Below are 12891 nucleotides of genomic sequence, written 5' to 3'. Positions count from 1 at the left end.
AGGAACACGCATGATCGCTAACCCGTCCGACAAAGCAGGACTCCACATCTTATTAAAACTCGCCTGTCTGGTGGTTATCCTTGCGGGTATCCATGCTGCCGCTGACATTATTGTTCAGCTCCTGCTGGCGCTCTTTTTTGCCATCGTGCTTAATCCTCTGGTCACCTGGTTTTTACGCCGGGGTGTCAGCCGTCCGGTAGCTATCACCATCGTCGTCATCGTGATGCTGATTGGCCTGACGGCGCTCTTCGGCGTGCTGGCGGCATCGCTGAGCGAATTCTCCACCATGCTGCCGCAGTACAACAAAGAGCTGACGCGTAAAATTGTCGCGCTGCAGGAGATGGTGCCCTTCCTTAATCTGCATATCTCACCCGAACGGATGCTGCGCAGGATGGACTCCGAGAAGGTCATGACCTATGCCACCACCTTGATGACGGGGCTTTCCGGCGCGATGGCCAGCATTCTGCTGCTGGTCATGACCGTTGTGTTTATGCTGTTCGAAGTCCGCCACGTCCCCTATAAGCTGCGCTTTGCGCTGAACAATCCGCAAATTCACATTGCCGGCTTACACCGGGCCCTGAAGGGCGTCTCCAAATATCTGGCGCTGAAAACGCTCCTGAGCGTATGGACCGGGGTGATTGTCTGGCTGGGGCTGATGCTGATGAACGTGCAGTTCGCGCTGATGTGGGGCGTGCTGGCCTTTCTGCTGAACTACGTGCCCAATATTGGCGCGGTGCTTTCCGCCGTGCCGCCGATGATTCAGGCGTTTCTGTTTAACGGCTTCTACGAATGCATGCTGGTCGGCGCGCTGTTCCTCGCGGTGCATATGGTGCTGGGCAATATTCTTGAGCCGCGCATGATGGGGCACCGGCTGGGCATGTCGACGCTGGTGGTCTTTTTATCCTTACTGATTTGGGGATGGCTGCTGGGCCCGGTCGGTATGCTGCTGTCGGTCCCCCTTACCAGCGTATGTAAAATCTGGATGGAAACCACCAAAGGCGGCAGCAAGCTGGCGATCCTGCTCGGCCCGGGGAGGCCGAAAAGCCGATTACCCGGGTAACGGACCCGCCTGTACAGGTAGGTTTAAACCGTCAGTAATACATCATGAATTACCGCGTCCCTAATCCGTCGCGGTATTTTTATTTGCGTTAAGGCAATATTCATTCCGGTTTTAATTACGCCGCGCGCATTACGTTCAAACGCAATTCATGATTTAACGCAAATTATAAAAAATGAAATCCTTATTTATTTTCCATGCTATTATTCCCGCCTTCGCTTCAACGTAATGTAACCATTAATATTGATTAAAAATTACACCTGGCGATAACAAAAAGCCGGATGAGTATTATTTGTAAAAACCACTGCCTTTAATTGTTATTATTGATATGGAGTTGTTGATGAAAAAGATCGTTAAATGGTGTGCTGCTGCCGTATTCGTTGGCGCGCTGGCAGGCTGCGCGCGTACCGCGCCAATCGCTCAGGTTCACTCTATTGTAAGCGCGGGCCATACTGCCGATCAGGTAAAAACGGCAATTTTGAAAGCAGGCCAAAAACGCGACTGGATCATGACGGAAACCGGCCCGGGAATGATTAAGGGGCGTCTGCAGTCACGCGATCACTCGGTCCAGGTGAGTATTCCGTACACGGCCACAAGCTATTCAATCAACTATGAAAACAGCCTTAACCTGAAAGCGGCAGACGGTAAAATCCACAAAAATTATAACCGCTGGGTGAATAACCTCGACCACGACATTCAGCTGAACCTCTCCGCTGGCGCCGCGCTGTAATTTTTTTCTAAAGTCGGGCCGCGTATGGCCCGATAACCTCTCTTTATTAGCCTCAAAGGTTACGCAGGAATGTACGAAAAGGACACACTCAGCGCACTGGATGCCATTACCGAAGCGCAACGCATCGCCTTTGCCCCGATGTTATTCCAGACTGCGCTTTGTCTGCGTAACTCAGGCGTTCTCGCCTGGCTCGATAAACAAGGAAAAGAGGGGGCAAGCCTCGAGGAAATAACCGAACACAGCACGCTCGGCAGCTATGGCGTCAGCGTACTGCTGGATATGGGATTAAGCGGTCGAATCGTTACCCAACAGAATGGACGTTATTTTCTGGCGAAAGTGGGCCATTTTTTACTGCACGACGAAATGACCCGCGTAAATATGGATTTCACCCAGGACGTTTGTTATCAGGGGCTATTTCACCTGGCGGACGCCCTGCAGGAGGAAAAACCGGCCGGATTAGCCGTGTTTGGCAACTGGCCAACCATCTACCCGGCGTTATCCCAATTACCAGCTCCGGCGAAAGAGAGCTGGTTCGCCTTCGATCATTACTATTCTGACGCCGCTTTTGACGCTGCTTTGCCATATATATTCGCAAGCTCGCCGACAAAATTGTACGATGTGGGCGGAAATACGGGTAAATGGTCGTTACGCTGCTGCCGCTATGACGAAAATGTTGCCGTGACGATCCTCGATCTGCCGCAGCAGATAGCGCTGGCGCAGGAAAACATCGCAAAAGCAGGTTTTTCTCATCGTATTGCATTCCATGCTGTCGATATGCTTAGCCCAGCAACATTGCCGGGTGACGCCGACGTCTGGTGGATGAGCCAGTTCCTGGATTGTTTCTCTCCGGATCAGATTGTCACCATGCTGACGCGCGTCGCACAGGCCATGAAGCCAGGCGCACGTTTGTGCATCATGGAGCTTTTCTGGGATGCTCAGAAATTTGAAGCAGCCTCTTTCAGCCTGAATGCCACCTCGCTCTATTTCACCTGTATGGCGAATGGCAATAGCCGGTTTTACAGCGTAGAGAAGTTTTATCGCTACCTGGAGAGCGCAGGTTTCAGCGTTGAACAGCGGCTGGACAACCTTGGGGTCGGTCATACCCTGCTGATATGCACCAAACGTGAACAATAGAGCAGCTTAGCTGCCCGGGTGGCCCAGCCTGCCCTTTGAATACGGTTTTTTTGTCGCGGACGCGCGTAGATGAAATTTTCACTGAACATTATCGACTGGCAGGCAAGAGCGCCAGGACTCAGCGATGCCACAGAGTGGCAGGCGTGGTCGCGCCTGCAGCTGACCGTCGATCCAGCGGCCCCGCTTCCCCGCCTGACCGCTTTACCCATGATGACCGCGCGCCGCCTCAACTCAGGCAGTAAGCTGGCGGTGGATATTGGTCTTGCCATGCTGCAAAACCACGCCATTGATGCCGTCGTCTATTCCAGCCGCCACGGCGAGCTGGAGCGCAACGACCGTATTCTGCATGCCCTGGCGACCGGGCAGTCCGTTTCACCCACCGACTTCGCGATGTCCGTGCACAATTCCGCGGTGGGCAATCTCACGATTACCGCACGCCAGGCCATCGTTTCGTCATCCATTTCTGCCGGACTGGACACCTTCCAGCAGGCCTTATGTGAAGTGCTGAGCCTGCTGCAGGCGGGCTATTCCCGCGTCCTGCTGGTCGATTTTGACGGCGCGCTGCCGGAATTTTACCATCCGGCGCTACCGCCGCAGATGCCCACCTGGCCCTACGCGATGGCGCTGGTGATTGAATCCGGCAACGGATTGCAGTGTGAAACCCGCAGCGGCAGCACAGGTGAAGAACCCGCCCTGCCGCAAAGCCTGATGTTCCTGCAGCGCTATCTCAGCGAGAAACGTCAGTTCGTGGTGCCCGGCGAACGTTTGCTGTGGCAATGGACGCGCGCATGAACCGCCTGGCTGCCCGAATTAACTGGCTATGGCGCCTGGCGATGACCGGCTTCTGCTTCGCGCTGTTTGGCGTGGGCGGGCTGCTGCTGTCGCTGGTCTGGTTCAACCTGCTGCTCATCGTCCAGCGCGACCGCGCCAGCCGTCGTCGCCTGGCGCGTCGCAGCATTGCGGCCAGCTTCCGCTTCTTCCTGACCGTAGCGCGCGGCCTCGGCGTACTGGACTATCGCATTCACAATCTTGACGCGCTGCGCAGCGATCGGGGTTGTCTGGTGGTGGCTAACCACCCAACGTTAATAGACTACGTGATTCTGGCGTCGGTGATGCCCGAAACCGACTGCCTGGTGAAAAGCGCGCTGCTGCGCAATCCCTTTGTCAGCGGCGTCATCCGCGCGGCGGATTACCTGATTAACAGCGAAGCCGAGCCCCTGCTCGCGGCCAGCCAGCAGCGTCTGGCTCAGGGCGACACGCTGTTAATCTTCCCGGAAGGCACGCGTACCCGGTTTGGCGAGGCTATCTCCCTCCAGCGCGGCGCGGCAAATATAGCCGTGCGCTGTAACAGCGATCTGCGGGTGGTGCTGATCCACTGTAGCGAACACCTGCTGGATAAAAAAAGCCGCTGGTATGATGTACCGCCAGAAAAACCTGTTTTCACCGTGGATGTCCGCGACCGCGTGAACATCGACGAATTTTACGATGCAAATGAACAAGAACCGGCGCTGGCGGCAAGGCAGTTAAACCGGCATCTGCAGCATCGATTAACATCAGGCCTTCAATCTTTGTCAGGAATTAATGATGCAAGCGCTTTATCTTGAAATTAAGAATCTCATAATCACCACGCTGAATCTGGACGAGCTTACCGCAGAGGATATTGATACCGATGCCGCGCTGTTTGGCGATGGGCTGGGTCTGGACTCCATTGACGCGCTGGAACTGGGTCTGGCCGTGAAAAACCAGTATGGCGTGGTGCTTTCTGCCGAAAGCGAAGAGATGCGCCAGCACTTCTTTTCCGTCGCCACGCTGGCGTCCTTTATCAACGCTCAACGCGCCTGAGATGTGAACGATGACTGAACAAGAAACCATTTATCAGGAAGTCTGCGGCCTGCTGACCAGGCTCTTTGAAATCGACCCGCAGGACATTACGCCCGAAGCCCGTCTTTACGAAGACCTGGAGCTGGACAGCATTGACGCGGTGGACATGATTGTTCATCTGCAGAAGAAAACGGGCAAGAAAATCAAGCCGGAAACCTTCAAGTCGGTTCGTACCGTTCAGGATGTGGTAGACGCCGTCGAACAGCTTCTGCGCGAAGAGTAAGACCTCGTGCGTGGTGGACGGACGTTCCCGGTCATCCCACTGCTGACGGGGCTGATGCTGCTGGCGTGGCCCTTCCTGATTGGATTTGGGCTGACGCATAACAGCCTGCCGTGGCTGCTGCCCGTGATGGCGCTGATATTGCTGCTGCGGCTGCGCCAGGCGCGGCGGAACTCCGGCCCGATGCGGTATGTGGTGCAGTGCGTGGCGCTCGCGGGCATCGCGCTCTGCGCGGCAAGCTACCTGCTGAAAACCCACCAGTGGCTGCTGTTTTACCCTGTGGTCGTCAATCTCGTGATGCTGGCCGTGTTCGGTGGTTCGCTCTGGACCGCGATGCCGCTGGTCGAGCGACTGGCGCGCCTGCGCGAGCCAAACCTGCCCCCGGAGGGCGTGCGCTATACCCGCAAGGTGACCCTCGTCTGGTGCGGCTTTTTCATCGGAAACGGCGCGATGGCGCTGTTCACCGTGCTCCACGGCGACATGCGTTTGTGGACGCTGTGGAACGGTATGATGGCTTATATCCTGATGGGAACACTGATGGCGATCGAGTGGCTGGTGCGCCAGCGGGTGATTAAAAAAGAGATGCACAATGACTAACCCCCTTCCGCTGGGCCAGTGGTTAAACGCGCCCCGCCCTGACGACATGCCCGTTGCCTGGCTTGACGATCGTACCTGGACGCTTGGCCAGCTGCGCCACGACGTGACCTTGCTGATCGACACCCTGCGTCAGCAGGAAGGCGAGCGCTGGGCGCTGTGCTTTGAAAACAGCTACCTGTTTATCGTTGCGCTGCTGGCCTCGCTGCATGCCGGTAAAACGCCGGTCATCCCCGGCCATAGCCGCGTCTCGCAGCTTGAAGAACAGCAGTCGTTGTTTAGCGGCGTTCTGAGCGATCGGACTCTCGGTTTCCATGGCAAGCTGATTGTGGTGGCCTCCAGCCATCAGACGGCTAGCCGCTGGGCGCCCCTGCCGGAGATTGACGAAAGCCGCTTCGTTGAGCTGTTCACCTCCGGCTCCACGGGTACCCCGCGCCGGGTGATTAAGCACATCGTCAGCCTGGATCGCGAAGCCCGTCTGCTGGCTGACCGCTTCGGCGAACGTCTGACCGGCTGTAGCGTTGTCGCCTCGGTCGTACCGCAACACCTGTACGGCCTGACATTCCGCATCGTATTGCCGATGGCGCTGGGGCTGCCGCTGCATGCCGCGATGCTCTACTACGCTGAACAGCTGGCCGCCCTTCCTCATGACAGACATTACCTGTTCATCAGCAGCCCGGCGTTCCTGAAGCGCCTGGATACGGAACTGCCCGCGCCGCCCGTCAGAATGCTGATTTCAGCAGGGGGCATGCTGCCCTGGTGTGACGTTTCCACCACCGCGGGCTGGCTTAACATCTGCCCGGATGAAATTTATGGCAGCACCGAAACCGGGATCCTCGCCTGGCGCCATCGCCAGCAGGATAACGTCCCGTGGCTTGCCTTCCCCGGCGTTATCTTCCATCAGGAAGATGACGCCTGTCGCGTCACGTCGCCATTGATCCACGAGGCTGAAGGACTCCAGCTGGACGATATCCTGCACTTCGACAGCGAGGGGCTGTTCAGCATCGCCGGTCGTCGCGGGCGGGTGGTCAAAATTGAAGAAAAGCGCATCTCGCTTAACGAGATCGAACGTCGCCTGCTGGAGCTCGACGGCATTTGCGAAGCGGCGGCGCTGCCGGTCACGCGCGGAGGCCGTCAGGGGATTGGCGCCCTGCTGGTTCTGGACGAAGCGGTTCGCCAGCGTGGCTATATGCAGGATAAAAAAGCGCAGGAGTTTGCCTGGCGTCGCGCCCTGCTGCCGTGGCTTGAGCCGGTCGCCGTTCCGCGCTACTGGCGCATTGTCGATGAAATGCCGGTAAACAGTATGAACAAGCGTGTCTATGCGCAGTTAGAGGAGTTATTTCATGAAAATTCCTGAAATTGAGCGCCACCAGACACAGCCGGAGAAGCTGGAAATCATTTTGCATCTCGACGCGGCGCTGTTCTGGTTTCAGGGCCATTTTGCCGTACAGCCGCTGCTGCCCGGCGTTGCGCAGCTTGACTGGGTGATGCACTACGCCACAACGTTACTGGCGCCGGGCTACCGCTTTCACAGCATTCAAAACGTGAAGTTCCAGGCGCCTCTGCTGCCGGAAACCACGGTGACGCTGGTGCTTGAGTGGCATGCCGAACGTCAGATGCTGACCTTCAGCTACCAGCGTCACGCCGGGGCGGAGCGCCATACCGCCAGCAGCGGGAAAATTCGGCTATGTCAGTAACCTTTCGCCCCTGCGTGCTGATCCCGTGCTACAACCACGGCGCCATGATCGCCCGCGTGCTGTCGCGTCTCGCCCCGTTCGGCCTGCCGTGCCTGGTGGTGGATGACGGCAGCGAAGCGGTCACCCGTCAGGAGCTCGAACGCCTTGCGGCAGAACAGCCGCAGATGACGCTGGTCCGTCTGGCACAAAACGCCGGGAAAGGTGCCGCGGTCATCAGGGGGCTGGAGGAGTGCGCGCGCGCGGGCTATACCCACGCCGTGCAGGTGGACGCGGACGGTCAACACGCCATTGAAGATATCCCCAAACTGCTGGCGCTGGCGGAGCGCCACCCGGATGCGCTGATTTCCGGCCAGCCCATTTACGATGATTCCATTCCACGCTCGCGGCTCTACGGGCGCTGGATAACCCACGTCTGGGTGTGGATTGAGACCTTATCCCTGCAGCTTAAAGACAGTATGTGCGGCTTTCGGGTCTATCCGGTCTTGCCCACGCTGCGGCTGGCAGCGCGTGAAACGCTCGGCAAACGGATGGACTTTGACACCGAAGTGATGGTCCGTCTCTACTGGCAGGGCAACACCAGCGTCTTTCTGCCCACCCGCGTCACCTATCCGCAGGACGGGTTGTCCCACTTCGACGCGTTAAAAGATAACGTGCGGATCTCCCTGATGCATACCCGGCTGTTCTTCGGCATGCTGCCCCGCATGCCCGGCCTGCTTTTCCGTCGACGCCGCCAGCACTGGGCGCAGCAGGACGAGGTCAAAGGCCTGTGGGGGATGCGCCTGATGCTGCGCGTCTGGAAGCTGATGGGGCGCCGGGCCTTTACCGTGCTGCTGTGGCCGGTAATCGGCGTGTACTGGCTTATCGCGCGTCCGGCGCGGCAGGCCTCGCGGCAGTGGATTGGAAGGGTGAAGCAAGAGCTGCGTCAGCGGAACATGCCCGTTCCCCCGCGGCTCAACAGCTTTTTCCATTTCATGCGCTTCGGCAACGCGATGCTGGATAAAGTCGCCAGCTGGCGCGGTGAGCTGAAGTTTGATCGCGACGTGGTCTTTGCCCCCGGCGCGAGCGAAACACTTAATATCGCGGCGCCGCAGGGCAGGCTGCTGCTGGCCTCGCATCTTGGCGACGTTGAGGCCTGCCGGGCGCTGGCCCAGCTGGACGGCAGCAAAACTATCACCGCCCTGGTCTTCAGCGAGAACGCCCAGCGCTTTAAGCAAATCATGAGCGAAATGGCGCCCCAGGCGGGCGTGAATTTGATGTCGGTTACCGATATCGGCCCGGACACCGCGATTGCCATCAAAGAGAAGCTTGAGCGGGGAGAATGGGTCGCGATTGTGGGCGACCGCATCGCGGTGAATCCGCAGCGTGGCGGCGAGTGGCGCGTGATCTGGAGTCCGTTCATGGGCCAGCCAGCGCCGTTCCCCCAGGGGCCGTTTATCCTGGCCTCCATCCTGCGCTGCCCGGTGGTGCTGATTTTTGCCCTGCGCCAGCAGGGTAAGCTCGTCCTGCACAGCGAACCGTTTGCCGACCCGCTGCGCCTGCCGCGCGGTGAACGCCAGCAGGCGCTGCAGGATACCGTCGATCGCTACGCGCAGCGGCTGGAACATTACGCCCTCATGTCGCCGCTCGACTGGTTTAATTTTTTCGATTTCTGGCATCTGCCAGAGTCCAGAGAGAAGGAGTAAAGGGTGCTGACCGATCCCCGCTTTACGACTGAAGTTGAGATCACCGTTCCGTTCCACGACGTCGATATGATGGGCGTGGTCTGGCACGGTAACTATTTCCGCTACTTTGAGATCGCCCGCGAGGCGCTGCTCAATCAGTTTGACTATGGCTATCGCCAGATGAAGGCCTCCGGCTACGTCTGGCCCGTCGTCGATACCCGGGTGAAATACCGCGATGCGGTGACCTTTGAGCAGCGTATTCGCGTCCGCGCGCACGTTGAAGAGTATGAAAACCGCCTGCGCATTGCCTATCAAATTTTCGATGCGCAGACCGGCAAACGCACAACCACCGGTTACACCATCCAGGTGGCGGTGGAAGAAGCCACCCGCGAAATGTGCTTTGTGAGTCCGGCAATACTGTTTGAACGTATGGGAGTAACGCCATGAAATGGTTGCCTTTGCTGGCGCTGATCGTCAGCCCGCTGGTCAGCGCCGTGACGCTGGATGAACTGCAGCAGCGCTTCACCGGGCAGCCCGTCGTGCGCGCGCACTTCGAACAGGTTCGCACCATAAAAGATATGCCGCAGCCGCTGCGCTCGCAGGGCGAGATGCTGATCGCCCGCGACAGCGGCCTGCTGTGGGATCAAAAAGCGCCGTTTCCGATGACGCTCCTGCTGGACGACAAGCGGATGGTTCAGGCCATTAACGGCCAGCCGCCGCAGACCGTCACCGCCGACAATAATCCGCAGATGTTCCAGTTCAACCATCTTCTGCGGGCCCTGTTCCAGGCCGACCGCAGGGTGCTTGAAGAGAACTTCCGCATCGATTTTAAAGACCTGGGCGCTGGCCGCTGGTCGCTGGTGCTTACGCCAAAAACGACGCCGCTGGACAAGATTTTCGCCACCCTCGATCTGGGCGGCGCGACCTATCTGGAGACGATTCGCCTCAACGACAAACAGGGCGACCGTACCGATATCGCCCTTTCACGCCACCAACTGACGCCCGCCAGCCTGACCGATGACGAACGCCAACGCTTTGCCGCACCGTAAATCCCTGCGCCCGGCGCTGCTGTGGGCCACGCTATGCCTGATTCTGCTGGGCGTGCTGCTGTCGCTGCTGCCCGGCGCGCGTCTGAACAGCAGCGTGCTGGCCATGCTGCCGAAGCAGACGCTGGGGGCGATCCCGCCGGCGCTCAACGACGGGTTTATGCAGCGTCTCGACCGCCAGCTGGTCTGGATGGTCAGCCCCGGCAAAGAGCCCGATCCGAGCGTGGCGCAGCAGTGGCTGGCGCTGCTGCAAAGCAGCGATTCGCTCAGCGAGGTCAAAGGCCCGATGGACGCCGCCGGGCAAAAGGCCTGGGGGGAATTCTTCTGGCAGCACCGAAATGGCCTGATCGATCCCGCCACCCGCGCCCGCCTGCAAAACGGCGGAGAAGCGCAGGCGCAGTGGATTTTATCTCAGCTCTATTCGGCCTTTTCCGGCGTCAGCGGCAAAGAGCTGCAAAACGATCCCCTGATGCTGATGCGCGGCTCGCAGCTCGCTCTGGCGCAAAACGGCCAGAAGCTGCGGCTGATGGACGGCTGGCTGGTCACACAGGATGAGGCGGGAAACTACTGGTATCTGCTGCACGGCGAGCTGGCGGGCTCGTCATTTGATATGCAGCAGACCCACCGGCTCGTGACGACGCTTAACGCGCTGCAGGAGAGGCTAAAAGCGCGTTTCCCGCAGGCGCAGCTGCTTTCCCGCGGAACCGTGTTCTACAGCGATTACGCCAGCCAGCAGGCCAAACGCGACGTCTCGACGCTGGGCATCGCCACCCTGCTTGGCGTGTTCCTGCTCATCGTGGCGGTGTTCCGCTCTCTGCGCCCGCTGCTGCTGAGCGTGCTCTCCATTGCCATCGGCGCGCTGGCGGGTACGGTGGTGACGCTGCTGCTCTTTGGCGAACTGCACCTGATGACGCTGGTGATGAGCATGAGCATCATCGGTATTTCAGCCGACTACACGCTCTACTACCTGACCGAACGGATGGTGCACGGCGCGGAATATTCCCCTTGGCAAAGCCTGGCCAAAGTACGCAATGCGCTGCTGCTGGCGCTGCTGACGACCGTCGCCGCCTACCTGATTATGATGCTGGCCCCCTTCCCCGGGATCCGCCAGATGGCGGTGTTCGCCGCCGTGGGGCTGAGCGCCTCCTGCCTGACGGTGATTTTCTGGCATCCGTGGCTGTGCCGGGGTTTACCGGTGCGCCCGGTTCCGCTGATGGTTATCATGCTGCGCTGGCTGGCCGCCTGGCGACGCAATAAAAAACTGTCCGTTGGTTTGCCCGTCGCGCTGGCGCTGCTCTCCGCCGTGGGGATGAGCACCCTGAGGGTGGACGACGACATCGCCCAGCTGCAGGCGCTGCCGAAAGATATTCTGGCGCAGGAGAAGGTCATTACCGCCCTGACCGGACAGAGCGTCGATCAGAAATGGTTTGTGGTTCATGGCGCCTCGCCTCAGCAAACGCTGGAGCGGCTGGAAGCCTTTACCCCGGCGCTGGCACAGGCGCAGAAAGCCGGAGAGATCGCCCGCTGGCGTACCCTGCCGCTGAACTCGCTGGCGCGCCAGAAAAGCGATCTGAAGCTGCTGCGCGAGGCTGCTCCTGCGGTAACGAACGTGCTAAAAAGCGCCGGGCTCAGCGCCGTATCCCCGAACCTCGACGCCATGCCGGTCAGCGTGGACGCGTGGCTTGAAAGCCCGGCCAGCGAAGGCTGGCGTCTGCTCTGGCTGACCCTGCCCAACGGGGAAAGCGGCGTGCTGGTGCCGGTGGACGGCGCGAAAAACAGCGCTTACCTCGGTGAACTGGCCGCGCGCCATGACGGCGTCGTCTGGGTCGATCGCAAAGCCAGCTTTGACAGCCTGTTTGCCCTCTACCGCACGCTGCTGACGGGGCTACTGTTTGCCGCGCTGGCGGTGATTGCCTGCGGGGCGATGCTGCGCCTCGGCTGGCGTAAAGGGCTGATAAGCCTAGTGCCGTCCGTGCTGTCGCTGAGCTGCGGCCTGGCGGTGCTGGCCGCAACGGGCCACCCGGTGAATCTGTTCTCACTGCTGGCGCTGGTACTGGTGCTCGGCATTGGCATTAACTACACGCTGTTTTTCAGCAACCCGCGCGGTACGCCGCTGACCTCAATGCTGGCGATTACGCTGGCCATGATGACCACGCTGCTGACGCTGGGCATGCTCGTCTTCAGCGCCACCCAGGCCATCAGCAGCTTTGGTATCGTGCTGGTGAGCGGTATTTTTACCGCCTTCCTGCTGGCTCCGCTGGCGATGCCGGATAAGAAAGAGAGAAAACGTAAATGAACGCTTTTTATCGCGCCGTTGCGCTGGCCGCGGCGCTGCTGCTGGCGGGCTGCAGCCATTCGACCGATACCAAAGAGACGCGGCCTCAGGCCTGGCTCCAGCCGGGTACCAAAGTTACGCTGCCGCCGCCCGGCATCAGCCCGGCGGTAAGCTCCCAGCAGCTGCTGACAGGCAGCTTTAACGGACAAACGCAGTCCCTGCTGGTGATGCTCAACGCGGATGCGCATAAGGTGACGCTGGCCGGGCTCTCTTCCGTGGGCATTCGCCTGTTCCTGGCGACGTACGATGAGACCGGTATTCATACCGAGCAGTCGATCGTCGTGCCGCAGCTGCCGCCCGCCAGCCAGGTGCTGGCCGACGTGATGCTCAGCCACTGGCCGATTAGCGCCTGGCAGCCGCAGTTGCCGAAGGGCTGGACGTTAACGGACAATGGCGATCGGCGCGAGCTGCGCAACGCCAGCGGCAAGCTGGTGACGGAGATTGTCTACCTGCAGCGCAAAGGCAAGCGCGAGCCGATCAGCATCGAGCAACACGTCTTTAAATACCACATCACCATTCAATATCTGGGTGACTGA

At 59.4% G+C, this 12891-nt stretch carries 15 protein-coding genes; all 15 read left to right on the top strand.

Annotation, left to right across the window (positions count from 1 at the left end):
• Positions 1-10 precede the first annotated feature (10 nt).
• The 15 genes from ACMWLG_RS12930 to ACMWLG_RS12860 all read left to right on the top strand — a co-directional run bounded on the left by ACMWLG_RS12930 (position 11) and on the right by ACMWLG_RS12860 (position 12891).
• Positions 11-1060: an AI-2E family transporter gene (locus ACMWLG_RS12930; protein ID WP_045403330.1), complete on the top strand. Its 1050-nt coding sequence runs from the start codon at positions 11-13 to the stop codon at positions 1058-1060.
• A 337-nt stretch (positions 1061-1397) separates the two neighbouring features.
• Entirely contained in the window at positions 1398-1787 is a 390-nt protein-coding gene (locus ACMWLG_RS12925) for a hypothetical protein (RefSeq protein ID WP_023309518.1), read from the top strand.
• A gap of 69 nt (positions 1788-1856) precedes the next feature.
• Complete coding sequence (locus ACMWLG_RS12920; protein ID WP_045403328.1) at positions 1857-2921, top strand: methyltransferase; 1065 nt, start codon at positions 1857-1859, stop codon at positions 2919-2921.
• Positions 2922-2990: 69 nt separating this feature from the next.
• A complete protein-coding gene (locus tag ACMWLG_RS12915; protein ID WP_045403327.1) occupies positions 2991-3713 on the top strand; it encodes a beta-ketoacyl synthase chain length factor in 723 nt (240 codons plus the stop codon).
• Complete coding sequence (locus ACMWLG_RS12910) at positions 3710-4525, top strand: lysophospholipid acyltransferase family protein (RefSeq protein WP_032662215.1); 816 nt, start codon at positions 3710-3712, stop codon at positions 4523-4525. The genes ACMWLG_RS12915 and ACMWLG_RS12910 overlap by 4 nt, the downstream gene beginning before the upstream one ends.
• Positions 4506-4763 (top strand): phosphopantetheine-binding protein, encoded by a 258-nt coding sequence (locus tag ACMWLG_RS12905; protein WP_008503081.1) that lies wholly within the window; start codon positions 4506-4508, stop codon positions 4761-4763. The genes ACMWLG_RS12910 and ACMWLG_RS12905 overlap by 20 nt, the downstream gene beginning before the upstream one ends.
• Positions 4764-4773: 10 nt before the next feature.
• Positions 4774-5025, top strand: a complete 252-nt coding sequence (locus ACMWLG_RS12900; RefSeq protein ID WP_008503082.1) for an acyl carrier protein — start codon at positions 4774-4776, stop codon at positions 5023-5025.
• 6 nt (positions 5026-5031) lie between these two features.
• On the top strand, positions 5032-5619 hold the full coding sequence (locus ACMWLG_RS12895) for a hypothetical protein (protein ID WP_045403325.1): 588 nt from the start codon (positions 5032-5034) through the stop codon (positions 5617-5619).
• A complete protein-coding gene (locus ACMWLG_RS12890) occupies positions 5612-6973 on the top strand; it encodes an acyl-CoA synthetase (RefSeq protein WP_045403323.1) in 1362 nt (453 codons plus the stop codon). The genes ACMWLG_RS12895 and ACMWLG_RS12890 overlap by 8 nt, the downstream gene beginning before the upstream one ends.
• Positions 6960-7313 (top strand): hydroxymyristoyl-ACP dehydratase, encoded by a 354-nt coding sequence (locus ACMWLG_RS12885; RefSeq protein ID WP_045403321.1) that lies wholly within the window; start codon positions 6960-6962, stop codon positions 7311-7313. Before ACMWLG_RS12890 ends, ACMWLG_RS12885 begins: the two co-directional genes overlap by 14 nt.
• Entirely contained in the window at positions 7304-8995 is a 1692-nt protein-coding gene (locus ACMWLG_RS12880; protein ID WP_045403320.1) for a glycosyltransferase family 2 protein, read from the top strand. Before ACMWLG_RS12885 ends, ACMWLG_RS12880 begins: the two co-directional genes overlap by 10 nt.
• Positions 8996-8998: 3 nt before the next feature.
• Positions 8999-9421, top strand: a complete 423-nt coding sequence (locus ACMWLG_RS12875) for an acyl-CoA thioesterase (protein WP_023309526.1) — start codon at positions 8999-9001, stop codon at positions 9419-9421.
• Entirely contained in the window at positions 9418-10023 is a 606-nt protein-coding gene (locus ACMWLG_RS12870) for an outer membrane lipoprotein carrier protein LolA (protein ID WP_023309527.1), read from the top strand. The genes ACMWLG_RS12875 and ACMWLG_RS12870 overlap by 4 nt, the downstream gene beginning before the upstream one ends.
• The gene (locus ACMWLG_RS12865; RefSeq protein WP_045403319.1) at positions 9992-12316 is read left to right on the top strand and encodes an MMPL family transporter; all 2325 of its coding nucleotides are present in this window, start codon (positions 9992-9994) and stop codon (positions 12314-12316) included. The genes ACMWLG_RS12870 and ACMWLG_RS12865 overlap by 32 nt, the downstream gene beginning before the upstream one ends.
• On the top strand, positions 12313-12891 hold the full coding sequence (locus ACMWLG_RS12860; protein ID WP_023309529.1) for a DUF3261 domain-containing protein: 579 nt from the start codon (positions 12313-12315) through the stop codon (positions 12889-12891). Before ACMWLG_RS12865 ends, ACMWLG_RS12860 begins: the two co-directional genes overlap by 4 nt.

It is taken from the genome of Enterobacter sp. 01-M-02-SI-ECC, from assembly GCF_047530595.1.
Taxonomy (GTDB): domain Bacteria; phylum Pseudomonadota; class Gammaproteobacteria; order Enterobacterales; family Enterobacteriaceae; genus Enterobacter; species Enterobacter cloacae_M.
The sequence above is the reverse complement of the archived record's forward strand: the minus strand, read 5'-3'. Positions and strand labels throughout refer to the sequence as shown.

What these genes read in the sequence shown, in the direction of transcription:
- ACMWLG_RS12930 (WP_045403330.1), top strand. Translation starts at nt 11, where the DNA reads ATGATCGCTAACCCGTCCGACAAAGCAGGACTCCACATCTTATTAAAA.
- ACMWLG_RS12925 (WP_023309518.1), top strand. Translation starts at nt 1,398, where the DNA reads ATGAAAAAGATCGTTAAATGGTGTGCTGCTGCCGTATTCGTTGGCGCG.
- ACMWLG_RS12920 (WP_045403328.1), top strand. Translation starts at nt 1,857, where the DNA reads ATGTACGAAAAGGACACACTCAGCGCACTGGATGCCATTACCGAAGCG.
- ACMWLG_RS12915 (WP_045403327.1), top strand. Translation starts at nt 2,991, where the DNA reads ATGAAATTTTCACTGAACATTATCGACTGGCAGGCAAGAGCGCCAGGA.
- ACMWLG_RS12910 (WP_032662215.1), top strand. Translation starts at nt 3,710, where the DNA reads ATGAACCGCCTGGCTGCCCGAATTAACTGGCTATGGCGCCTGGCGATG.
- ACMWLG_RS12905 (WP_008503081.1), top strand. Translation starts at nt 4,506, where the DNA reads ATGCAAGCGCTTTATCTTGAAATTAAGAATCTCATAATCACCACGCTG.
- ACMWLG_RS12900 (WP_008503082.1), top strand. Translation starts at nt 4,774, where the DNA reads ATGACTGAACAAGAAACCATTTATCAGGAAGTCTGCGGCCTGCTGACC.
- ACMWLG_RS12890 (WP_045403323.1), top strand. Translation starts at nt 5,612, where the DNA reads ATGACTAACCCCCTTCCGCTGGGCCAGTGGTTAAACGCGCCCCGCCCT.
- ACMWLG_RS12885 (WP_045403321.1), top strand. Translation starts at nt 6,960, where the DNA reads ATGAAAATTCCTGAAATTGAGCGCCACCAGACACAGCCGGAGAAGCTG.
- ACMWLG_RS12880 (WP_045403320.1), top strand. Translation starts at nt 7,304, where the DNA reads ATGTCAGTAACCTTTCGCCCCTGCGTGCTGATCCCGTGCTACAACCAC.
- ACMWLG_RS12870 (WP_023309527.1), top strand. Translation starts at nt 9,418, where the DNA reads ATGAAATGGTTGCCTTTGCTGGCGCTGATCGTCAGCCCGCTGGTCAGC.
- ACMWLG_RS12865 (WP_045403319.1), top strand. Translation starts at nt 9,992, where the DNA reads ATGACGAACGCCAACGCTTTGCCGCACCGTAAATCCCTGCGCCCGGCG.
- ACMWLG_RS12860 (WP_023309529.1), top strand. Translation starts at nt 12,313, where the DNA reads ATGAACGCTTTTTATCGCGCCGTTGCGCTGGCCGCGGCGCTGCTGCTG.